Origin of the sequence: Sphingobium sp. EP60837 (assembly GCF_001658005.1) — a bacterium.
GTDB lineage: Bacteria > Pseudomonadota > Alphaproteobacteria > Sphingomonadales > Sphingomonadaceae > Sphingobium > Sphingobium tyrosinilyticum.
Genome location: NZ_CP015987.1, coordinates 323,949 through 345,435, shown reverse-complemented (window position 1 = coordinate 345,435; position 21,487 = coordinate 323,949). Strand labels below are relative to the sequence as shown.

Genomic DNA, 21,487 nt, shown 5'->3' with positions numbered 1-21,487 from the left:
TGATGGAAAAAGCTCGCGTTTGATGTCAAGCCCCACGCGCTGACGCAAGCCAGGCAAAGGCATAGGAATAGAGCGCTCGAAAACGAGCGCGAGAGTGTTGGTTTTTTCATGAGGCGACACCTGTTGTCCTCTTTGGAGATTGACTGTTTTGTCGTTTCCTCCTTTCACCAGCGGGTGGTGTGTGAGTCTATCCTATTGATTATCGCTGATTTTTCTTAGTCCCCAACGACCCATATACTCATATCGCCGGTTTCACGGCACGATTTGCCGCCGCAATATGCGTGTTGCGCCCGAGAAGGCGCGTCGATCGCGGAAGAGTGGCACGATCACAGCATGGTTAGTTCCAGGGACCGGCCAACCTGAATGGGCGCGATGCGCCCTATCCCCTCACGCAACGAAAGTTTTACGCACGCTCAGCGTGAGACCTCGCATCACTAACACGGTGACTCACATGCTTGTTGCCGCAATTGGGCCATAGGGGCGGGGGAGTCGGCTCGCCAGGTTCGCGGCGAAAGCTAAACGGCATCTCGGCGAGAAGTTTCAGGCCCGTCCATCCGGCTTTACAAAAAGTCACGCCTTCCAGCCCCATCTAGGTTAAGATGGGATTTGCCCGTCAAATAGGACTCGATCCGGCACGATCTGCCGGAGAGGTATCGGCATGAAGGGCCCGAGCACGTTGCGGCATCCAACGCCGAGCGATGGCATGCTTGCCAATCCGCTCTCCCTTTGTCTCCGGCGAACCCTTTTTCTGAGCCTGCTGCTGCTCTCGGCGCCATGTCTGGCGGGGCCATTCGAGGATGCCGCCGCGGCCTTTAAGCGCGGCGACTATGGAAATGCCATGCGCCTCTATCGCTCCCTAGCGGATCAGGGCGACGCGCGCGCCCAGAACAGCCTTGGCCGCATGTATCTTCGCGGGCAGGGTGCGAGCCGGGACTATAGGGAAGCGATAAAATGGTTTCGTCGGGCGGCCGCGCTGGGGATAGCGGACGCCCAATATAATCTGGGCGAAATCTATCTGCGGGAATATGGGGTCGAACAGGATATGGTGGAGGCCGCGCGTTGGTATACCCGGGCGGCTGAGCAGGGTCATGCCGCCGCCCAGTTCACCCTTGCCGTCCTCTACACGATCGGCCGGGGCGTCTCGAAAAATCAACCTAAGGCGGTCTATTGGTTCGATCGTGCTGCGACACAGGGCCATGCCGACGCACAGGTTGAATTGGGCATTCTCTACGGCACTGGCCGGGGCGTGCCCAAAGATGCGGTAACAGCTTACAGGTGGATCCTCCTGGGCCAGACCTACGCCCGCACCACGGCTCTCCGCACACGGGCGGCGCAGTCGCTCGGGCGCCTGTCCAGGGGCATGACGCCGACCCAGATTGCCGAAGCGCAGCGCCAGGCGCGCGAGTGGAAGGCTGTCCCGGCCAAGGGAGGGCGCTCATGATGCCCTTTTCCGACCCTCCCTCGATGGAGGATATGACTCCCGCCGAACCTAAACCGGCGATCGGCGGCACGCGTTATTGGTTTGCGATCATTGTTGCCGTCGCCAGTCTGGCTCTCACCTTCATCGCGTGGCGCTGGCTCTCGCAGGAGCAGAGCCAGTCGATCGAGACCGAATTCACGCTGGAAGCCGATCAGCGCGCCGAGGGGATCAAGCGGCAGTTTGCGGCGGAAACCAGCGTCGTCAAGGCGCTACTGGCCTACTATCAGGGCTCCGACGATGTCAGCCGGGATGAGTTCGGCGCCTTTGCGAGAGTCTATCTAACCGGGCTTTCGAGCCTCGATTCCGTCCAGTGGGTGCCCTATGTGCCCGGCGGCGGCCGCGCCGAACATTTTCCCATCCTCTATGCGGAACCCTCCCTCGGCAGCGCAGGCCATATCATCGGCTTTGACTGGGGATCGGACCCGTTCGCGCAAGCGGCGATCCTGGCTGCGCGCAGCAGCGGGGAGATCAACGCGGCCGCCCATGTCAAATTGCTGCAGATGACCGATGACGCGCCGCGCATCGCGGTGTTCGCGCCCGTCTTCGACGGCGCGATCGAGGAGATGACTGTCGACCAGCGGCGTGCACATCTTAAAGGGTTAGTCGTGGCGGTGGTGCGGGTCGGAGATTTGATCCAGGGCGCCATCGATCTGATGCCGCGCCAGGGAGTCGACCTTTATCTGCTCGATTCAGCCGCCCCGCCGTCCCAGCGCGTGCTACTGTCGATCCTGTCGCCGGGCAGCGACAGGAAACGGCGCCCCGGCACCGGCGCCGAAATGGCGGGCGAACTTTTTCATTCCAGTTCGCTCGTGATCGGCGACAGCGTCTTCACCATCTACAGTGCGGCCACAAGCGCCTATGGCGCCAGGCGATTGACCTCGACGCCGACCATCGCGCTCGCCGGCGGTCTGGCCGTGACCCTCATCCTGACGATCTACCTTATCTCGCTCGCCAATCAGCGGGCGCGTACCGAGCAGGTCGTAGCGCAGCGGACGGCGGAATTGCGCGGCCTCAACGCACGGCTCGAAGAACGGACCATGCAGCTTGTCACATCCGAAGCCGAGCTGCGCGCCGCCAAGGACAAGGCGGAAGAGGCGACGCGGGCCAAAAGCCAGTTCCTCGCCAATATGAGCCATGAGATTCGCACGCCGATGAACGGCGTGATCGGGGCCGCCGAACTGCTCGGCGACACGCCGCTGACGGCTCCCCAGCGCGAATATCTCTACATGGTCAGCCAATCGGCAGACGCGCTGCTCCACCTCATCAACGATATTCTCGATTTCTCCAAGATTGAGGCGGGCCGGCTCGAACTCGAACATGTCTCGTTCAATTTGCGCGATGAGCTGGCCGACACGCTGCAATCCTTCGCCGCCCGCGCGACCGAGAAGGGCATCGAACTCGCCTGCCATGTCGCGCTTGACGTGCCCGACGCGCTGGAGGGCGACCCCTATCGGCTCCGGCAGGTGATCATCAACCTCGTCGGCAATGCGCTGCGCTTCACCGATCAGGGCGAGGTCGTCGTCGACATAGCGGTCGGCGCGAAGACCGATGAGGAAGCATTGCTCCGCGTTGCGGTGAGCGATACTGGCCCCGGCATCCCGCCCGACAAGCAGCAGCTGATCTTCCAGGCCTTCTCCCAGGCCGATTCCTCCTTCACCCGCCGGTATGGCGGCACGGGCCTCGGCCTCACCATCGCCGCACAGCTTGTCCAGCTGATGGGCGGGCAGCTGCATCTGGACAGTGAGGTCGGGCGCGGCAGCCGTTTCCACTTCACGATCCCCTTCGCTCTGTCCGACGCCGCGCCGACCGGCCAGCCGGTCGAACAACCCACGCTGCTGGGATTGCCGGTGTTGGTGGTGGACGACAACGCCACCAACCGCCGCATCCTCGACGAGATGATCCGCGGCTGGGGGATGAAGCCGCTCGCGGTCGATAGTGGCCCTAAGGCCCTTGCCGCGCTTAAAAACGGCGCCGGGATCGGCCGCCCCTTCCGGCTGGTGCTGCTCGACATGATGATGCCCGGTATGGACGGCTTTGCAGTTGCTCGCGAGATCGCTGGTGACGAGGAGGCGGAGCGGCCAGCGGTGATCATGCTCTCCTCCGCGCGCAAGGACGAAATGGCCCGCCGTACCAAGGCGGTCGGCATTGCCTCCTTCCTGCTCAAGCCCGTGCGCCAGTCCGAATTGCTCGAAGCCATTTTTGCCGTGCTGAAGGTGACGGTGGCCGAGGAGAGCCATGCGCCCGAACCAGTGCCCGATCGCCAGACCCCGCTCCATGTGCTGGTGGCCGAGGACAATGCCGTCAACCAGCGCCTTGCGCTGCGGCTGCTCCAAAAGCGCGGGCATCGGGTGAAGATTGTCGGCAATGGCGCGCAGGCGATCCAGGCGCTGGCGCAGGACGATTTCGACGTGGTGCTGATGGATGTGCAGATGCCCGAAATGGACGGGTTCCAGGCTACGGCGGCGATCCGCGAACAGGAGAGCGCGTCGGGCAACCACATGCCGATCATCGCCATGACGGCGCATGCGATGCGCGGCGACCGCGAACGCTGCCTGGAGGCCGGCATGGACGATTACATCTCTAAGCCGCTCCGCGCTGAAGACTTTTACGCGGTGGTGGAAGGACGGTTCGCGGGTGCCGCGAAATTTCACAACAAGGAAGGGCCGGCGGGATGAACACGCTTCTTGATTGGACCAGGGCGCTCCAGAATGCCGATGGCGACGAGGAGTTGCTGATCGAGCTGGCGGGGGTCTTCATCGATGAAGGACCCGAAATGATGCGGCAGGTCCGCGCCGCGATCGACGCCCAGGACGCGCACGAACTGCAACGCGCCGCGCACAGCCTGAAGGGTTCGGCCCATATCTTCGCCGCATCCGCCGCCACCGACGCCGCCTTCCGGCTCGAAGCCATGGGCGCGGAGGGCAATTTTAAGGACGCGGCGGATGGCTGGTCGATCCTGCGGTTCGAGATCGACGGATTGCTCGCTGCGCTGAAGGAAAGGGTCGGCGGCCAGAGACCCGACCAGGCCCGGAATGAACATAATATATGAGCAAGGGTGAAAGGTCATGGCCAACCAACGCATCACCGTCCTGCTAGTCGAGGATAATCCGGTCTACTCCCGCCTGATCCAGAAGCTGCTTGCTAAATCGGAGCATCAGCATTTCGAAGTGGCCGTGGCAAGCACGCTGGAAAGCGCGATCGAGCGGCTGGCGGTGGGCGGCATCGATGTCGTGCTGCTCGACCTCATGCTGCCCGATAGCGCGGCGCTGGACACATTTTATCGGTTGCGCGCGCATGACATGCACACTCCCATCATCGTACAGAGTGCGATGGACGATGTCGGCCTCGCCAGCAAGGCGGTCGAGGGCGGGGCGGAGGATTATCTGCTCAAGGACGGCATCAGCAGTGCGTCGCTGACGCGATCGATCCATTATGCGATCGAGCGGACCCATGCGCGCGGGGCGGAATGGTCATCCTCGATGCTCCACCTCGCCCAGCAGCAGTTCCTCAAAGCCGCCTATATCACCGGGCTCGATCCCAATATCCGGCAACGCCTGCTCTTTCCGGAACGGACGCAGATTTGCGCCCTGCCATTCAAGCGCGATGGGACCGATCAGGTGGAAACCGTCTTTGCTTATCGGGTGCAGCATGTGCTGACGATGGGGCCGACCAAAGGGGGGCTTCGCTACCATCCCGACGTTAGCCTGGGCGAGGTGGCGGCGCTGTCGATGTGGATGACCTGGAAATGCGCACTGGCGAAACTGCCCTTCGGCGGCGCCAAGGGCGGGGTGCGGGTCGATCCCACCGCCCTTAGCAAGGATGAACTGGAACGGCTCACCCGGCGCTATACATCGGAATTCATCGGCATGATCGGTCCCGAAAAAGATATCCCAGCGCCCGACATGGGGACAGACGCGCAGGTCATGGCCTGGATCATGGACACCTATAGCGAACATGTCGGCTATTCGGTCCCCTCGGTGGTGACAGGAAAACCGGTGGTTCTTGGCGGGTCGCTGGGCCGTAATGAGGCGACCGGGCGGGGCCTTGCCTATCTGGTGAGCGAAACCTGCCGGCAGATCGGCCTCGACCTCAATCGCGCCACCGCCGTGGTCCAGGGCTTTGGCAATGTCGGCATGCATGCGGCCACTTTCTTGGCCGAGGCCGGTGCCAAGATCATCGGGATCAGCGATGTTAGCGTCGCACTGCACAATCCTGGCGGCCTACCGATCGACAAGCTGAAGGACTATGTCCGCCAGCATCGCCAGCTCTTCGGCTGTCCCTTTGGAGAGATCATCCCCAGCCGCGACCTGCTGGAATTGCAGTGCGACATCCTCGCGCCCTGCGCCCTGCAGAACCAGATAACCGCGGAAAACTCGTCACGGATCAATTGCAAGATCCTGGCCGAAGGGGCCAACGGCCCCACGACCTTGGAGGCGGACGACATGCTGGATGCGCGCGGGATCATCGTGCTCCCAGACATATTGACCAATGCCGGGGGGGTCGTCGTGTCCTATTTCGAATGGGTGCAGGGCCTGCAGAACCTTACCTGGCCGCTTGAAGAGATCAACAACCGCATGCGCGAGATATTGACCGACGCCCTGTCCCGTACGCAACGCCGCGCCCAGGCGGAAAAGGTCGATCTGCGAACCGCTGCCATGATCGAGGCCTTGAGCCGGGTCGGCGCGGCCAATCATCTGCGCGGGCTTTTTCCCTGAATGACCTATCGGCCAGCCTTGAAGTTTGCCGCCGATCCAAATCGCCGCTGCAGCTGATTGCGGGCAAGCCGCCAAAGCGCCCGCGGGCGCAATGAATGTGCGCCGCCTCGTCTCGTGATCCATGACCTCCATTAAGTCGCCGTGCCGGCCTTTTGGCTCGAAGCATCGCTGGAAAGTCCTGCTTAGCGCAAGCATCACGTCCGCGCGTGCTTACCTCTTTCGCGATGGTTTTGCTCGTTCATAAGTATCGCTTACCAACCAGTTCGACCCTGTGTGGACGGCTCTCCGTTGGCAAGGGTTTGGAGACTTTGCTCAGCTGGTTGGTGCGGCCATGTGTCCGACCCGTTTTAGCGGCTTTTTGATGCCGCCCTGCGCAGGTTCGTATCCTGCCCCCCAGCCACACATTCCGACATGACGAGGCACGTTCCCCCGGCTCTCGGGACCAAGCCCAGAATAGCGCGGTTCCGCGCGCTTTCACGTTTTGCTGTGAAATTGCGGACCGCAGAGACGTGCATTTCCGCGCAAATCCCACAAAAAGGCCCCGCGTCTCCCGAGGCCTTTTCAGGTGGTCCAAAGTTTTTGAGAGAGGTTAAAAGCCGAGCGCCTTGCGCTGAATTTTCCAGTCGAGCGGGACGCTGGTGTATTTCAGGAGCCGCCGTGATGTGACCGATGGCGTCGGCCCAGGGGGTGCATGCCCGATCGTTCAGCCAATGCGGGGCAAGCGTATGGCGACAGACGATCGACGCGAGATCGGCTCGCTTTGCAAGGAGCGCTACGCCACGGGAGCGAAACTATGTGCGGCTATTATTTACGCGCCTCGGCCCTGAGCGCAGCCCGCTGGATCTTTCCGGTCGGCGTCTTGGGAAGTTCCTCAAGTATGATGATGGATTTCGGCACCTTGTACGCCGCCAACTCGTCTCGACAATGTTGAATGAGCACCGATGCCTCTACCGCAGCGGCTTGCTTCAAGGAGATATAGGCACGGACAGTTTCGCCCCGGTAGTGGTCGGGAACGCCAATAACCGCGGCCTCTTTCACGGCAGGATGCGCAACAAGCACATCCTCCACCTCCCGCGGCCAAACCTTGAAGCCCGAAGCGTTGATCATGTCTTTCTGGCGATCGACAACATAAAACCAGCCGCGCTGGTCCATTACGCCGATGTCTCCCGAGCGAAGCCATCCTCCTTTCATCGTTTCCGCAGATTCTGCCGGCTTATTCCAATAGCACTGCATCATCTGCGGGCCGCGCATCCAGATTTCACCCGGATTTCCTGGCGAGAGCGGCTTGCCATCGGGGCCGGCGATCATCGCCTCGGTAGACGAGATTGGCAGGCCTACCGCCAACGCTCCGGTGTCCGGATCCAAAGGTACGTCCACTCCGATCGGCGCTATGTGCGTCGGGGCCGTGGACTCGGTCATGCCGTAAACCGGCTGAAGCGTAACGCCCAGTCGATCCCGTACAGCGTCTCGCAACGCCGGGGCAATGGGGGCGCCGCCAGAGAAGACGTTTTTGAAACTGGCGAAATCCTCTCGATCCACATCTTTGGTGTTCATCAGGGCGTTGAAGGCAGTGATGGCGCCTATCGTGAATGTGGGGCTATAAATGCGGATAACATCCAGCACGGCTGCGGCGTCGAACCGATAATGAAGCGCAAGCGAGCAACTGGTCGCAAAGGCCACCCCCATATGCAGCACGAAACCGGTGATGTGGAAGAGCGGAGCAAGCCCCAATATGCGGCTGCCCGGGTCGATGCCCATCCACAAGGCGCTGGTAAAAGAATTGAAGGCCAAGCTCCCATGGCTGATCAAAGCGCCCTTCGGAACGCCAGTCGTGCCCGAAGTGTAGAGTATCAGCCCGATGTCCTCGCCTCTGGCCGCTTCCACAACGGGCCGCTCGCCTCGGCGTTCAACGCAGATGCCGAACATATCCGCCCGATCTGGTGAATCCTGTGCGATCGGGCGTCGAGGCAAAACCCGCTGGTCGTCCTGGCTCTGCCAATCATATGCCGAGGCGTGGGCAACAGGGACGGAACTAAGTCCGGCATCGTCGAGGGCACGACTGACGGTCGCCAGATGCTCTCCGTGACAGATCAACGCGCCGGGAGTATAGTCGGCGAACATACGGGTCAGTTCACTCGAAGTGTACATCGGGTTTCCTGGAACCGGAATTGCACCCAGCTTCCATGCGGCGAGAATAGCGATGATCAGATGTGGGACATTTTGAAGAATGATCCCTACCCGCGCGCCACGCTGCACTCCCACCTCCGCGAGCCACGTAGCAAAGGCACCGCTGAGTATATCGAGTTCCCCGTAGCTCAGCGAAGCGTCGAAATAACGGATCGCCTCCTGGTCGGATGATCCAGCCACTGCGCTTTGGAACATCGAGAGCATGTCGCCATGGCCCGGAGATAAAGTGGCCGGGAGATTGTCGGGATAGCATCCCAGCCACGGACGTTCTCTGGCGCAGCCGCCAGCGCGGCTTGGCTGCCCGTCATGTTCCGAAGACGTCATACCCCGACCTCAGCTTCCCCAAGTCATTCGGCAGGAGGCATGTTGACCTGCAGCATGTCTATCAGCTTGCGCTTCATCGGCAGCACCCAGTCGCGCTTGAGTTGCAGGTCGAGTAATCCCGCCTCCTCAAGCTCGTCGCACAGCTTCATCTGGTGGGCGAGGTCGAACAGATCATATTGCGAGGAGAACTTGCCATCGCCGCCATAGGTGATGAACGACACGCCTTTGGTCTCATAATAGCTGCCGTCGGGCCGCTTTCCGGGACCGCGATTAACCCAATAGCTGATGATGCGGTCACCGTTGATCGCCCAGTCCAAAATGGGAAAGCTCCAGCCGGCCCAGCCTGAGCCGACGTCCATATCGCGGCCATAATGGGTACGGCGGATTGCCTCGCGCCCCTCCGCCACCACGGGTGTGGCCCCGGCGTAGGGGCAGATATAGACGCAATCCTCATGATACAGCTCATCGGCGATCCACGCCCAGCTATTGCGTTTCTCCGCCTCGACGAACGCATCCTTCAGCCGAATAATCGACGCTTCTACTTCCTTATAGGGGTAGTTCATGACGGTCTCCTCAATCCTTGTGCCAATATGTACCGTGGTGCTTTTCCCACGAACCCATTTCATACGCCCATGCTTCGGGCGGCAGCATTTCGGCTGCATATTTCGTGTCGGGATATTCACGCACGTGCAGGATGCGGCCGTCCTGCACAACGAGTACATAGCAGTAGCGGTTGTTATACGTCCCTCCGCCCGGCTTGGGGGAAATGCTCTCCGTCTCGATCAACACGGTGTCGCCCTCCGCGATGACGCCGTGCAGGACGAAGCGCATTGGCATCATCCGCATGATCTCCCGACCCGAGAGCTTGAAGGTGGTCATCGGCACGGCGGTACGCGGGCCGACGTTCCACCAACTGCCCGTGTCGTCGAGTACCGCCATGGCATCGTTTATCCGGCCCTCGTTCAAAAGTTCGAAGAAAGAGCATGCGATCGCCTTGGCGGGCGCCGTTCCGCTATGGTCAGGCATTGTCGTAGGCGTCCGCGATATTGGGCACGAACAGTTCCCAACCATCCGGGCAGCCGATCGAGCTTTCGTCCCAGAACGCCCGCAGGCGTTTGAGTTTGCCCGCATCGTCCAGTTCGGCATGCTCGATGATCGACAGGTCAAGACCCTTACCTTCGTCAGGCAGGCGCACTTCCATGGTGAAGCGCAATATACCCTGATTACCGCAGGCACGGATCTCCTCCAGACGCGGCGTTATCTGCCGCGACGGGTCAGATAGCGCGAAATCCCAGAATTTGCCGATGCCCGCATGGTCGCGGAACGGCGGCGTGCCTACTGGATCCTCGAGCACCGCGTCTTCGGCGAACAACGACAAGAGCAGCGGCTTGTCCTTAGTGGTCCAAGCGCGAATATAGTCCTGCAGAGTCTTGCGTACTTGATCGGGTGTAGCGGTCATGATCCTCTCCTTATTTTTTATTGGAAGATGCCGGGCCAATGGGCGCGGTGCCTCCTCGATTCCGACTAGTCAAACTCAACCGGCGGTCTGCGCGCCATCGACAGGGAGAGCGATGCCGCTCACGGTGCGGGCGTCCTCCGACCCAAGATAGGCAATGGCGCCTGCCACCTCCTCCGCTTCGATCAGATCGCCCATCTTCGACGCGTTGCGCATCAGCAGCGCGACATCGACGCCTTCTGGGAGGACGCCCGTGCTCATCGGCGTTTTGACGCCTGTGGGGCAGATGGCGTTAACCCGCACCCCCGCACTCGCAAATTCGATTGCGAGCGACTTGGTCAGGCCGATGACGCCATGCTTGGCTGCGCAATATGCCGTAGTATAGGCGATGCCTACGAGGCCCGCGGCCGAGCTGATGTTGACGATATTGCCCTTAGTCTGCACGAGATGCGGCATCGCGGCCTGGCAGAGGTAGAAGATGCTCGACAGGTTGACGCGCATCATCCGTTCCCAGCGCTCTTCGCCGAACTGCGCGAGCGGTCCCCAGTCCATGATGCCGGCGACGTTGCACAGCATGTCGATGCGCCCGCTGACTTGCGCGGCAGTGGCGATGAAGGCGCGGCAGGAAGCGGGATCGCCCGCGTCGAAGCCGATTGCCAGCGGCGTCGCCCGCGCGTCCAGCATGTCCGCCACGGCGCGTGCGCCCTGTTCGTTGACGTCGCCCAGCACGAGGGTCGCACCTTCCACCGCCAGGCGCTGCGCGGTCGCCCTGCCGATGCCCGAGGCGGCGCCGGTGACGATCACTACCTTGTCCCGATATCGCATCTTCTCTCCTTTTATTTCAGTTTTTTTTTCAGTTGGCCCGGCTCGGCTTGATAATGCCGATCTCTCGGCCGTGGCAGGTCAGATCGCCGATCATGTCGTTGGCCATCCGTCGCGCGACGAAGCGCCATTCGCCATCCACCTTTTCCACCACGTCGCGATAGTCACCGCCAATGACCGGTTGCAGCGCGAGCGCATCGGTCTGCTGAAACACCATGACATAGGAGCTGACGACGGCCCGGCCCGGCCCCTCCGGGCGGATGATGACGTTGGCGAGGAAATGGCGGGTGCGCGGCGTGCCGTCGGCATAGGTGATCACCCAGTCGCGGAAGGCCGCCGCGACGGCAAGCGGATCCTTCTCCGCCATCAGCGCGCCGCCGCTATAGACGGTCGCATCGCGAAACAACTCGCCCACTCCGTCAAAATCCCCGGAATCCAGCAAATAGGGGTAAGAGAAGAGCAGGTTCTGGATTGCGATATAGTCCTCGCCAGTCATGATCATTTCTCCGGTTCTGGGCGCGCCGCCATCAGGCGAGATAGCGGGCGCGATAGGCGGCAAAGCGCGCTTCGACCTCTTCAGCTGTGAGGCCGTAGCGCTCAAGCGAATAGTCATGCGCAGGACGCTGTTCCCGGCCATTGCCTGCGAGGAACTCGGTCAGCGCGGCTTCCGCCTCCGGCGTGTCGCTAATCCCGAAGCGGGCAAGCGCCCGCTTGGCCTGCACAAGCGGCTCACGCGCGACTTGGCGATAATCGATGTCGATAAACCGGTCCTCGCCTATCCGGTTTCTAGCGCCCTCGAAGGCACGCAGCCATTCGTCGAGCCGCTCGATCCAGAAGCGGCCGACCAGTTCGTCCGGCACTTCCGCCGACATGCCGTAGAGCGATGCCATCATGCTGATATAGGATGGCACCACCTGCATGGGATCACGATGGGTCATGATCAGCTGCGCGTCTGGAAAGGCGCTGGCGGCGACCTCGGCGAAGGGTAGGTTGGACGGGCTTTTCAGGATCCATTTGCGGCCGGCGCGGGACGGGTCCTGCCATTGCAGATATTGCAGTACGACGATGAGGTCGCGATGGCCGCACGACTGGTCATAGCCGCTCAGCCAGTCCGCGAAGGTGGGAACGAAGGCCATGCCCTCGAGCATGGTGCTGACGAACATCTGCCCCAGGATGATGATCTCTTCGTCGGGGCCGTCGATGTCGAGCGGATGGATGGACATGAGACCCGGCGCAACGCCCAGCCAGCCGTCCAACATCACCTGCGCGGCCGCGCGCCGTTCGACGGGGCTGCCGCGTTCCTCGCCGGGGAAAGGGGCATAATTTTGTCCCTCCCACCAACGGATTGCCGTCATCCCCGGGGTGCTGGCGAGTAGCCGGTGGAAGATGGTGCTGCCAGTACGAGGCAGGCCCAGGATGATGCCGGCGACCTCCACCTTCTCGTCCAATATCTCTGGATGACGTTTGAGGTCGTCGATCAGGCGCAGCCGGCTGACGAGGCCCTTAACCATCACTTCCCGCTGCGCGGCCGCGCCGGCGTCGGTCAGCCGCGCTTCGCTACGCAGAGACTCAAGGTAGCGGTCCATCGGCTCGATGAACCACATGTCCCCGAAATCCCCGAGGCCGGAGCGCCCGCGGGCGGTGGCAAGCAGCGCATCCTTCGCCAGAGTCGGCGTATCATCCACAAAAATCTCCATTATGCTGTCCCGGCACGCGGGCAGACGGCGCGATCCGTCACGCCAGTTCAAAGTCGCTGAGCTTGGGCGCGGCCATCGCCTCGGCGAAACGGTCGTAGCTCCATGGCCAGGTCAGGGGCACGCCGTGCGCATCGAGATACCAGCTCGTGCAGCCCGAGCCGAAGATCGTGTGCCGTGCGGCGGTGATGCGCCGTTCCTCATAATCGGCCAGCGCATCGTGCCTTGCCGCGACGGCGCTGCACTGCCCCTGCCGCAGCAGATCGAGCAGCTGGTCGATATAAGCCCATTGCCGTTCGGCGATGTCGATCAACGAGAAATTGCCAACCGGCGCGGTCGGGCCGTTCAGCAAGAACAGGTTCGGAAAATCGGGAATGGTAATCGCGTAATAGGCTGTCGGGCGGACCGCCCACGCCTGATTCAGGTCGGCCCCGTCGCGACCGGTCATGATCATCGGCCGCACAAACCTGTCAGCATGAAATCCCGTGGCAAGTACGAGCAGGTCCAGCGCATGCAGAGTGCCGTCTCGCATGCGCACGCCCTCCGGCTCCACCCGCTCGATCGGGCCGGTTTCGATGAAGACATTGGGTCGCTGTACGGCGGCGTAATAGTTTGGGGAGTAGATCAGCCGTTTGCACGCGGCGCGATAGCTGGGCCGCAGCTTCTCACGCAGCTCGGGATCGGTCACGCTTTCCTCAAGATTGCGCAGCACGATCGCCTCGATCTCCGCCATTTCGGGTGAATCCGCGTCGATGATTGCCGCGTTGAACCGACGGATGCCGCCCCAATAATCCTGGCCGAAGCGGATCGCGTCGATATTGGAGACATCGGATCGGAAGGCATGCCGATCCGTCTCGGAATAGATGAAGTTTTGGACCGGCATGATCCATTGCGGGGAACGCTGGAAGTGGACGAGGCGGGACGCGCGTTCCGACAGGGCGGATACGATCTGGACGCCTGTGGATCCGTTGCCGATCACGCCGATGCGGCGGCCGTCAAGCGGAACCGTGTCATCCCAGCGCGTGCTGTGAAAACAGTCGCCGGCGAAGCTGTTGAGGCCGGGAATGTCGGGCGTCCGCGGATGGTGCAGCACGCCGGTGGCGGCGATCACCACGTCCGCGACGTCGGTGGACCCATCGGACAGCGTGATGTGCCAAAGGCCCCCAAAATAGCGACAGGCCGCGACCTCGGTGCCGAACCGGATATGCTCCCGGATGCCGTAATCGTCCGCGATGCGCTCGAAGTAATGCTGGATTTCCGGGCCCGGCGCGTAAAATTGCGACCATTCCGGATTGGGCGCAAAGCTGTAGGTATAGGCATGCGCCGGCACGTCGCAGGTTAGGCCAGGATAGCGATTTTCCCGCCATGTGCCGCCAACCTTGTCACCCTTTTCGTAGATGACGAACTGGTCGCCCTTTTCCTTCAGGCGAATGCCGGCGAGCAGGCCGGCCATTCCCGCGCCGATGATGACGCACCGCAGCCGGTCGCGGGATTCAAGTTCAGTGCCTGCCATTCTCTCCACAGCCTTCCCGCGCCTTCCCGGCGCTGACGTGATCCGCCATGGCTGGTCCGAAATCGTCGCGCTTTCCACCTCCAAATCGATTAGGGGGAAAGATCTTCTATCGGTTCCTCCTCATCTGTTTCGACGAGGCGCGGGCGAATCAGGTCCGCCATGTTGCGATCGGCGATCGGCGAGCGACCGACGCAGATGGAGAGGATTGCATGAGCCTTGCGGGGAAGTCCGCGCTTGTGACCGGAGGCGGATCAGGTATCGGCGCCTCTGCCGCATTGCGACTGGCGGTCGAAGGATGCCGTCTTGCCATCGTCGATATCCGCAAGGGCGACGCGGAGCGCATTGCAGCTCTCATCACCGCGCGGGGTGGCAGGGCTGTGGCGATCGCGGGCGACGTGTCGCTGGAGGCGGACAATGAGCGCTTCTTCGACGAGGCGGAAAGCGCATTGGGCGGCCTCGACCTCGCTTTCCTCAACGCCGGTGCGATCCAGAACTACGGGCCATTCGACCGCATGAGCATCGCCGAATTTGATCGCATGATCGCGATCAACCTGCGCGGCCCCTATCTTGGCCTGAGGCAGGCCCATAGGAGGCTGCGGCTGGGCGGGGCAGCGGTGGTTACCGCTTCTGCGGCGGCGCTCACCGGCTTCTCGGACGCGGCAGGCTACACCGCCGCAAAGCACGGCGTCGTTGGCCTCGTTCGCGCTGCTGCGCGCGAGTTTGCAAGCCGGGGGCTCAGGGTCAACGCGATCTGCCCCGGACCGGTGGCGACGCCCATGATCGGAGCGGAGCAGCAGGATAGCGTCCAGGACCCGAGCCAGCTGGGCACCCCCGCCTATCGCGGTGAATTGAGCCCGCAAATGGTGGCGGAAACGGCGCTGTTCTTGCTCAGCCCAGCCGCCGCGGCCATCAACGGCCAGGCGCAACTCGTCGACGCGGCGTTGCTGTCGGCATTTCCTCCCGCTCCCGAAGATCAGTGAACCGGAGAACCCAGATCATGTCGGATACCACCGTGGACCAGAAAACCAGCTACGACCCTGCCAATGTCGTTACGTCCGAAACGGTCGTGATCGAAGCGTCGCCTACCCTCGTATGGGAAATTCTCACCGACCTCGACCGCTATGGCGAATGGAATCCCTTCTGCGTGAAGGCCAGTTCCACGCTGGAGATGGGCGCGCCGGTCTTCATGAGTCTGGTCAACTACCCCAATCCCGGTGCGCTGCTGCAGGGATGCGAATATGTCTGCGCCTTCGAGCCTGAGCGGCGCCTCGCATGGGAAGCGCGCTGGCATGAGGACTGGCCCTATGCCGCACGCCGCGACCAGTTTGTCGAGCCGGTGGCGGGCGGCCACTGTCGCTACTGGTCCACGGACGCGTTTTTGGGCGAGAATGGCGTCCACGTCATGCGGTTCTGCGGTCCCTGGGTGAAGCGCGCCTTCGACGACACCGCCTATGCGCTTAAAGCGCACGCGGAAGCGCTCCATGCCCAAAGGATGGGGCGCTGATGGCGGGACGGATTTTAAGCGAGCCCAGGGCCATGTCCGTCCGCCAGAGGCGTCCCACCCCGAAAGTCGAGCGCGGCTTTCTGGGATGGCGCATGGTTGCGATCGCGGCGGTGACGCAGAATGTCGCGGTCGGCCTGACCTTCGGGTCCTTCGGCACGCTCGTCCTCGCCATCGAACAGCGGTTCGCCACCACCCGGACCCTGTCCGCACTGGGCATCTCGCTTGTCATCCTCCTCTATTCGCTGAGCGCGCCGCTCATCAGTCCGCTCCTGGCGCGGACGTCGATCCGCCGGGTGTTGACCATCGGCGCGTTGCTGGGCGCGGCCGGCTACTGCCTGCTGCCGCTGGCGGGCAGCATCGGCCAGTTCCTCGCCATCTTCGCGCTGCTGATCTCGCCCGGCTTCCTGTTGCTCGGCGTGTTGCCGTCGAACATCCTTGCCAGCAACTGGTTCATCCGACACCAGGGGCGGGCCCTGGGTTTCGTCACCATGCCGGTGTTCGTCATGCTGGTGCCGATGATCAGCGCCTGGGCGCTGCACCATTTCGGGCTGGATAGGGTGCTGATCGGGATTGGCATCGCCCATCTGCTCGTTCTCCCGCTCATGCCCTTTGTCATCGACCGGCCGGAACAGATCGGCCAGCATCCCCTCGGCCATGAAGATGCCATCGCGCGGACCGAGACACGGCAGATGCTGCCTTGGAAGGCACTGCTCACCAATCCTTCCCTGTGGCTCCTCACCGTCGCGGTGGGCATCGTGGTTGGCGGCGGCGTGCTCAAGGCCGCGCATATGGTGCCGCTCGTCATGGGCCAGGGCTGGAGCCTGGAGGAGGCTTCCTTCCTTTTCGCCGTTTCCGGCGGCACCGGCGTTCTGGGAGCGATCGCCTTTGGCTGGCTCGCCGACCGCCTGGGGCCAGGTCACGCGCTGGCGGCGAACAGCGTCGTGCAGGGGCTGGTCTGGTTCATCTTTCTTCAGCCCGCGCCCTATTGGTTGTTGGTGGTGGATGCGGTCGTGGTCGGCGCATGCGGCGGCGGCATCGCCGCGGCGCAGGGCGTGCTGCTGACCCGCTTGTTCGGCCCACGCAACTTCGCGCAGGTGATTGGGCTGGTCACGATGTTTACGGTGCCCTTCACTTTTGGTGCCGCCCCGCTCGCCAGCGCCTTGTTCGACGCGACCGGCAGTTATTGGACGCCGATCGCGCTGCAGATCGGCGGCTTTGCCTTCGCCGCCGCCATCTTCCTACTCCTGGAGCGGCAAGTCCCCACCCTATCGTCAACGACGGAGAGACGAACGTGATTCTCAAAGACAAGGTTGTTATCGTTTCCGGCATTGGCCCCGGCCTGGGCCAGGAACTCTCGTCTCTTGCGGCGGCAGAAGGCGCGCATGTCGTGCTCGCGGCGCGCACGCCCGAAAAGCTCGACGCGGCGGAAGCCATGATCCGCCAGGCCGGACAGGATGTGGGCGTCCTCAAGGTGCCGACCGACATTTCCAAACGGGATGATGTGGAGCGGCTGGTCGGCGCGACCATGGACCGCTTCGGCCGCATCGATGGGCTCATCAACAGCGCCTACATTCCCGGCGCGTTCACCGATGTGGTCGATGCCGATCTCGACGAATGGCGGCGGACGTTCGACGTCAACCTGTTCGGCACGGTGGGCCTGTGCCAGTCGGTCATCCGCCAGATGCGTGAGAGTGGCGGCGGTTCCATCGTCAACGTCAACACGCAGGTGACGCGCAAGCCCTGGGTTCAGCAGGCGGCCTATGCGACGTCCAAGGCAGCGCTCGCCATGGCGACGGTGCAGATGGCTACCGAGGTCGGCCGCTGGAACATCCGGGTCAACTCCACCTTCATGGGGTGGATGTGGGGCCATTCGGTCGAGCAGGCGCTTGACTATATGGCTAAGGAAAGCGGGCAGAGCGTCGCCGAGCTGAAGGCTGCCCAGGAAAAGACCATCGCGCTTGGCCGCATGCCGACCGATCGGGAATGCGCGCGCCCAATCATCATGCTGCTTTCGGACTATTGTTCCGTGGTGACGGGCGCAAGCCTCGACATCAATGGCGGCGAATTCATGCCCGGTTGAGGAGAAGCGAGATGGAAGGAACCACCATGCGCGTTGCCGACTTCGTCGATCCGGGACAGGTCGCCGCCCGCGGCGACGCGACCCGACCTTCACCCGAACCGGGAGAGGTGATCGTCGCGGTCGCCGCCTGCGGCATTTGCGGGTCGGACCTGCACATGTTCCGCAACGGAGCCTATCGTGACCAGCTCGTCCGCGCGACGCCGGAGGGCTATCATGTCCCCGGCCATGAGTTCGCCGGCACGATCGCGGCGGTCGGAGCCGGCGTGGAGGGATGGGCTGTGGGCGACCGCGTCGTCGGGGTCACCGGCTTTGGCGGCGGCATGGCCGATTATGTCGCCGTGCCTGTCAACCCTTTCCAGCTCGTGCCCGTGCCCGACGGTGTCGACATGATCGAGGCTGCGACGACCGAGCAGCTCGCCGACGGCCTGCAGATGGTGCGAAAAGCGACGATCCAGCCAGGCGAAAATGTCGCCGTGTTTGGGGTCGGCATCATCGGGCTCAGCGTCATCCAGGCCATTCGCGCGCGCGGCATCGAAACCGGACATGTAATCGCGATCGATGTCCATCAGGCGAGGCTGGACGCCGCGCGCGCGCATGGCGCGACCGCGGCAGTCAACGCACGCGACGGGGACGTATTCGATCAGGTGGCGGCGATCACCGGCACCGAAGAAGGCTATCAGGGTATATCGGCGCGGATCGGCGCCGTCTTCGATTGCGCCGGCTATATCAAGCATATGCCGGGCCCGCCGCCGCTGGAAACGGCGCTGCGCCTCATCGACCTTAATGGCGGGCGGATTGTCTGCTTCGGCGGTTATAAGGACCGCATGACGATCGACTTCGGCCCCGTGATCCAGAAGCAGCCGACGATCATGGGGTCGAACGGCTATGCGGCGGAAGAACTGGTCGAAGCGCTGGCGATGATGGCCGAAGGGAAGGTCGATCGGTCGGCGCTCGTCTCCCACCGCTTTCCCATCACGCAGGCGCCGGAGGCTTTTGCCGCCCAATGCGCGCCCGAAGCGATCAAGGTAATGCTGACGATGGACAGGAACTGAGCGGAATGGACGCATTTGACGAGGAAATGGACCTTCTGGTCGTGGGATCGGGCGCGGCGGCGCTCACCGCCGCCATTGTCGCTGCCGACAATCATGCGAAGGTCGCCGTCATCGAGAAGAGCGATCAGTTCGGTGGAACCTCGGCCACATCGGGCGGCGTGATCTGGATACCGGCCAGCCATTTGGCCAAGGCGGCGGGCGCCGACGACAGCCCTGACGAAGCGGCCCGCTATATCGACGCGCTGGCGGGCGTCGACGCGGAGCCGGATCGTATTCGCGCCTTCGTCGATAATGCGCCGCGCATGCTCGCCTATATGGAAGAGCGCACGGAGGTGCGCTACGCCTCCATCCCCTACACCGACTATCATGCCGAACTCCCCGGTGGAAAGATGGGCTGGCGCAGCCACGATCCACAGCCCATCGACGGGCGGCGGCTTGGCGATGACCTCGCACGGCTGCGTCCCACGCATCCGGCGGGCATGCTATTCGGCCGGATCAGCTGGACGGCTGCCGAAGCTGCGCCCATGATCACGCGTATGCCGGGGTGGCGAAAGATGCTGATCCGGGCGCTATGGCGGCACTATTCCGACATCGGCCAACGGTTGCGATCGAGGCGCAGCCGTTTCCTCACCTCCGGCAATGCCCTGCTCGCGCGGCTCAAGCTCTCGCTGGACGCGCGCCATGTGCAGATACGCTACTGTCATGCGCTTGACTCGCTGATCAAAGAGGATGGACGGGTGGTGGGCGCAGTAGTGCGTACCCCTGCAGGCGTCAGGCGAATTGGCGCTCGTCAGGGCGTCGTCCTGGCGGCCGGAGGGTTCGAGCGTGATGCTGCCATGCGCGGCCGGCACCTCACCGGGTCGCCGGATCCCGCTTGGTCAGGCAGTCAGGGCGGTAATACCGGCGACGCGATCCGTGCTGCGCAGCAGATGGGCGCCGCGACGCGACGGATGGATTCGGCCTGGTGGGCGCCCACGATCAAGGTGCCCAAGGAGGATCGTGCCCGACCGCTCTTCTTCGAACGGTCATTGCCCGGCTCAATCATCGTCGATGCCCGGGGCCTGCGTTTCCTCAACGAGGCGGCCTCCTATCACAAGGCGGGCGAAGCGATGCGCGACGCGGGCGGTGGGCAGGCTTGGGTTATCCTCGATGCGCGGTTCAAATGGCGATATCCGATGGGTCCGCTGATGCCGATGATCCCGGCCTGGATGCATCCTGCGGCCGTGCGGCGCATTCTGCGCAAGGCCCGCAGCATCCGGGAGCTGGCGCCACAAATCGGCGTCGACCCGGACGTGCTGGAGGACAGCGTCACCCGTTTCAACGCGCATGCAAGCCGGGGCGAGGATCCCGATTTCGGTCGGGGGCAGCAACCCTATGACCGCTATTATGGCGATCCCAAGGTGACGCCCAATCCGAACCTGCTGCCGCTGGAGAAAGCGCCCTTTTACGCCCTGCCGGTCAATGCGGGCGACATTGGCACCAATGGCGGTCTCGCAACCGATGCCTGGGCGCGGGTGGTGGATGATGCGGGCCGCCCGATCGAGGGGCTCTATGCCATCGGCAACAGCGCGGCGTCGGTGACGGGGCGCTCCTATCCCGGCGCCGGATCGACGATCGGGCCAGCCATGACCTTCGGCTATATCGCTGCGCGGCATGCGACCGGCGCCAACTGAGGACGCCGGTCGCCGCCCCCTTCATTCGATGACCGCCGGATGGAACGGGTGCGGCTCGCCCAGCATTGCCGCGAAGGAAGGCGGCCGCCTGCCGTCCAAATCGACGATGCCATACCGCTCGGCAAGGTCGGCCGTGTAGAAGGCGCGCCCCGACAGCGCCATCCGCTCGGCGTCGCGCGCAACGGCGTCGATGACCCGGCCCTGCAACTCGGGCGTTTCCGCCGCGTCATAGATGGCGCCATAGATTTCCGGCCGCTCCGCGCGCCCTTTCTCCAGCCGCTCGGTGCGCATGGGACCGGGCCAGAGCGACAGGGTGGCAACGCCGAAGGGGCGGAAATCATGCGCCATATCGAACATCATCTTGTCCAGTCCCGCCTTTTGGGCGCCATACCCCGGACCGTGCATGTAGCAATGCGCGCCGGGCGAGGAGATCGCGACCACCAGCGCGCCCTCCGCCTTAAGCAGCAGCGGCGCCGCCGCACGCGTCGCCACATAAGCGGAGCGGAGCCCGACATCGAATATGTCGGCAAGGTCCGCCGATTTATCCCAGAAGGGGCCGGGCCTCACCAGATCATCGGACAAGGCCGTCGCGCTGTGGACCAATAGGTCGATATGGCCGGCTTCCTCAGCGATCCGCGCCATCAGCGCCTCCACCGCGGCATCGTCGCGATGATCTACCGCAACGCCGATGCCGCGCCCGCCCGCCTCGTCCACCGCCCGCGCCGTGGCTCCGATCGTGCCGGGCAGGGGCAGTCCTTCCTCCTTCACCGACCTGCCGGTGAGGTAAACGGTCGCGCCCGCCGCACCCAGTGCAACCGCGATCCCCTTGCCCGCACCACGGCTGGCGCCGGTCACCACTGCCACTTTCCTGCCACTCATGTTTTGGCTCCTCTCTTTCCCTCACCATAAAATGGCCAGCGGCCGCGCGGCGTCCTCCAAATCGAGTAATCGGGCTCTTCCCGCCTTCGTTATCCTGACGGCCAAGGA

General features: G+C 63.1%; 19 protein-coding genes. 10 read left to right on the top strand and 9 right to left on the bottom strand.

Annotated elements, in window-relative coordinates; genetic code table 11:
- The first annotated feature begins 658 nt into the window (after positions 1-658).
- The 4 genes from EP837_RS14645 to EP837_RS14630 are packed head-to-tail and all read left to right on the top strand — an operon-like array spanning position 659 to position 6,195.
- Positions 659-1,441: a tetratricopeptide repeat protein gene (locus EP837_RS14645; RefSeq protein ID WP_066530165.1), complete on the top strand. Its 783-nt coding sequence runs from the start codon at positions 659-661 to the stop codon at positions 1,439-1,441.
- A complete protein-coding gene (locus EP837_RS14640) occupies positions 1,438-4,155 on the top strand; it encodes a response regulator (protein WP_082919723.1) in 2,718 nt (905 codons plus the stop codon). Before EP837_RS14645 ends, EP837_RS14640 begins: the two co-directional genes overlap by 4 nt.
- A complete protein-coding gene (locus EP837_RS14635) occupies positions 4,152-4,529 on the top strand; it encodes an Hpt domain-containing protein (protein WP_066530161.1) in 378 nt (125 codons plus the stop codon). Before EP837_RS14640 ends, EP837_RS14635 begins: the two co-directional genes overlap by 4 nt.
- A 16-nt stretch (positions 4,530-4,545) precedes the next feature.
- Positions 4,546-6,195, top strand: coding sequence for a Glu/Leu/Phe/Val dehydrogenase dimerization domain-containing protein (locus EP837_RS14630; RefSeq protein WP_066530159.1), 1,650 nt, complete (start codon positions 4,546-4,548; stop codon positions 6,193-6,195).
- Between the two features lie 804 nt (positions 6,196-6,999).
- Here the strand turns inward: EP837_RS14630 and EP837_RS14625 are convergent.
- From EP837_RS14625 to EP837_RS14590, 8 genes are all read right to left on the bottom strand, one after another.
- Positions 7,000-8,577 (bottom strand): class I adenylate-forming enzyme family protein, encoded by a 1,578-nt coding sequence (locus tag EP837_RS14625; RefSeq protein ID WP_225870657.1) that lies wholly within the window; start codon positions 8,575-8,577, stop codon positions 7,000-7,002.
- Positions 8,578-8,729: 152 nt separating this feature from the next.
- Positions 8,730-9,269 carry a nuclear transport factor 2 family protein gene (locus EP837_RS14620; protein ID WP_066530154.1) on the bottom strand — a complete coding sequence of 180 codons (540 nt, stop codon included), beginning with the start codon at positions 9,267-9,269 and terminating at the stop codon, positions 8,730-8,732.
- Positions 9,270-9,279: 10 nt separating this feature from the next.
- The gene (locus EP837_RS14615) at positions 9,280-9,732 is read right to left on the bottom strand and encodes a nuclear transport factor 2 family protein (RefSeq protein ID WP_066530152.1); all 453 of its coding nucleotides are present in this window, start codon (positions 9,730-9,732) and stop codon (positions 9,280-9,282) included.
- Positions 9,725-10,165: a nuclear transport factor 2 family protein gene (locus EP837_RS14610; protein ID WP_066530150.1), complete on the bottom strand. Its 441-nt coding sequence runs from the start codon at positions 10,163-10,165 to the stop codon at positions 9,725-9,727. The genes EP837_RS14615 and EP837_RS14610 overlap by 8 nt, the downstream gene beginning before the upstream one ends.
- A gap of 75 nt (positions 10,166-10,240) precedes the next feature.
- Positions 10,241-10,987 (bottom strand): SDR family NAD(P)-dependent oxidoreductase, encoded by a 747-nt coding sequence (locus EP837_RS14605; protein ID WP_066530147.1) that lies wholly within the window; start codon positions 10,985-10,987, stop codon positions 10,241-10,243.
- A gap of 28 nt (positions 10,988-11,015) precedes the next feature.
- The gene (locus EP837_RS14600; RefSeq protein ID WP_225870656.1) at positions 11,016-11,480 is read right to left on the bottom strand and encodes a nuclear transport factor 2 family protein; all 465 of its coding nucleotides are present in this window, start codon (positions 11,478-11,480) and stop codon (positions 11,016-11,018) included.
- 31 nt (positions 11,481-11,511) lie between these two features.
- Complete coding sequence (locus tag EP837_RS14595) at positions 11,512-12,669, bottom strand: sulfotransferase family protein (protein ID WP_225870655.1); 1,158 nt, start codon at positions 12,667-12,669, stop codon at positions 11,512-11,514.
- A 49-nt stretch (positions 12,670-12,718) separates the two neighbouring features.
- Complete coding sequence (locus tag EP837_RS14590; RefSeq protein WP_066531626.1) at positions 12,719-14,191, bottom strand: flavin-containing monooxygenase; 1,473 nt, start codon at positions 14,189-14,191, stop codon at positions 12,719-12,721.
- A 209-nt stretch (positions 14,192-14,400) separates the two neighbouring features.
- Between EP837_RS14590 and EP837_RS14585 the strand changes: the two genes are divergently transcribed.
- Genes EP837_RS14585 through EP837_RS14560 form a run of 6 tightly spaced genes read left to right on the top strand, consistent with a single transcriptional unit; the run spans position 14,401 to position 20,500 of the window.
- A complete protein-coding gene (locus tag EP837_RS14585; RefSeq protein WP_066531624.1) occupies positions 14,401-15,171 on the top strand; it encodes an SDR family NAD(P)-dependent oxidoreductase in 771 nt (256 codons plus the stop codon).
- Between the two features lie 17 nt (positions 15,172-15,188).
- A complete protein-coding gene (locus EP837_RS14580; protein WP_066530138.1) occupies positions 15,189-15,695 on the top strand; it encodes an SRPBCC domain-containing protein in 507 nt (168 codons plus the stop codon).
- A 32-nt stretch (positions 15,696-15,727) separates the two neighbouring features.
- On the top strand, positions 15,728-16,990 hold the full coding sequence (locus EP837_RS14575) for an MFS transporter (RefSeq protein ID WP_066530135.1): 1,263 nt from the start codon (positions 15,728-15,730) through the stop codon (positions 16,988-16,990).
- Entirely contained in the window at positions 16,987-17,775 is a 789-nt protein-coding gene (locus EP837_RS14570) for an SDR family oxidoreductase (RefSeq protein ID WP_066530133.1), read from the top strand. The genes EP837_RS14575 and EP837_RS14570 overlap by 4 nt, the downstream gene beginning before the upstream one ends.
- Positions 17,776-17,786: 11 nt before the next feature.
- A complete protein-coding gene (locus EP837_RS14565; protein WP_225870654.1) occupies positions 17,787-18,827 on the top strand; it encodes a zinc-dependent alcohol dehydrogenase in 1,041 nt (346 codons plus the stop codon).
- 5 nt (positions 18,828-18,832) lie between these two features.
- The gene (locus EP837_RS14560; RefSeq protein WP_066530126.1) at positions 18,833-20,500 is read left to right on the top strand and encodes an FAD-dependent oxidoreductase; all 1,668 of its coding nucleotides are present in this window, start codon (positions 18,833-18,835) and stop codon (positions 20,498-20,500) included.
- A gap of 21 nt (positions 20,501-20,521) precedes the next feature.
- On the opposite strand, the gene EP837_RS14555 is transcribed toward EP837_RS14560, so the two are convergent.
- The gene (locus EP837_RS14555; RefSeq protein ID WP_066530124.1) at positions 20,522-21,379 is read right to left on the bottom strand and encodes an SDR family NAD(P)-dependent oxidoreductase; all 858 of its coding nucleotides are present in this window, start codon (positions 21,377-21,379) and stop codon (positions 20,522-20,524) included.
- Positions 21,380-21,487 lie beyond the last annotated feature (108 nt).

Coding starts and splice junctions, on each gene's coding strand:
- EP837_RS14645 (WP_066530165.1), top strand. CDS start 659: ATGAAGGGCCCGAGCACGTTGCGGCATCCAACGCCGAGCGATGGCATG.
- EP837_RS14640 (WP_082919723.1), top strand. CDS start 1,438: ATGATGCCCTTTTCCGACCCTCCCTCGATGGAGGATATGACTCCCGCC.
- EP837_RS14635 (WP_066530161.1), top strand. CDS start 4,152: ATGAACACGCTTCTTGATTGGACCAGGGCGCTCCAGAATGCCGATGGC.
- EP837_RS14630 (WP_066530159.1), top strand. CDS start 4,546: ATGGCCAACCAACGCATCACCGTCCTGCTAGTCGAGGATAATCCGGTC.
- EP837_RS14625 (WP_225870657.1), bottom strand. CDS start 8,577: ATGTTCCAAAGCGCAGTGGCTGGATCATCCGACCAGGAGGCGATCCGT.
- EP837_RS14620 (WP_066530154.1), bottom strand. CDS start 9,269: ATGAACTACCCCTATAAGGAAGTAGAAGCGTCGATTATTCGGCTGAAG.
- EP837_RS14615 (WP_066530152.1), bottom strand. CDS start 9,732: ATGCCTGACCATAGCGGAACGGCGCCCGCCAAGGCGATCGCATGCTCT.
- EP837_RS14610 (WP_066530150.1), bottom strand. CDS start 10,165: ATGACCGCTACACCCGATCAAGTACGCAAGACTCTGCAGGACTATATT.
- EP837_RS14605 (WP_066530147.1), bottom strand. CDS start 10,987: ATGCGATATCGGGACAAGGTAGTGATCGTCACCGGCGCCGCCTCGGGC.
- EP837_RS14600 (WP_225870656.1), bottom strand. CDS start 11,480: ATGACTGGCGAGGACTATATCGCAATCCAGAACCTGCTCTTCTCTTAC.
- EP837_RS14590 (WP_066531626.1), bottom strand. CDS start 14,191: ATGGCAGGCACTGAACTTGAATCCCGCGACCGGCTGCGGTGCGTCATC.
- EP837_RS14585 (WP_066531624.1), top strand. CDS start 14,401: ATGAGCCTTGCGGGGAAGTCCGCGCTTGTGACCGGAGGCGGATCAGGT.
- EP837_RS14580 (WP_066530138.1), top strand. CDS start 15,189: ATGTCGGATACCACCGTGGACCAGAAAACCAGCTACGACCCTGCCAAT.
- EP837_RS14575 (WP_066530135.1), top strand. CDS start 15,728: ATGTCCGTCCGCCAGAGGCGTCCCACCCCGAAAGTCGAGCGCGGCTTT.
- EP837_RS14565 (WP_225870654.1), top strand. CDS start 17,787: ATGGAAGGAACCACCATGCGCGTTGCCGACTTCGTCGATCCGGGACAG.
- EP837_RS14560 (WP_066530126.1), top strand. CDS start 18,833: ATGGACGCATTTGACGAGGAAATGGACCTTCTGGTCGTGGGATCGGGC.
- EP837_RS14555 (WP_066530124.1), bottom strand. CDS start 21,379: ATGAGTGGCAGGAAAGTGGCAGTGGTGACCGGCGCCAGCCGTGGTGCG.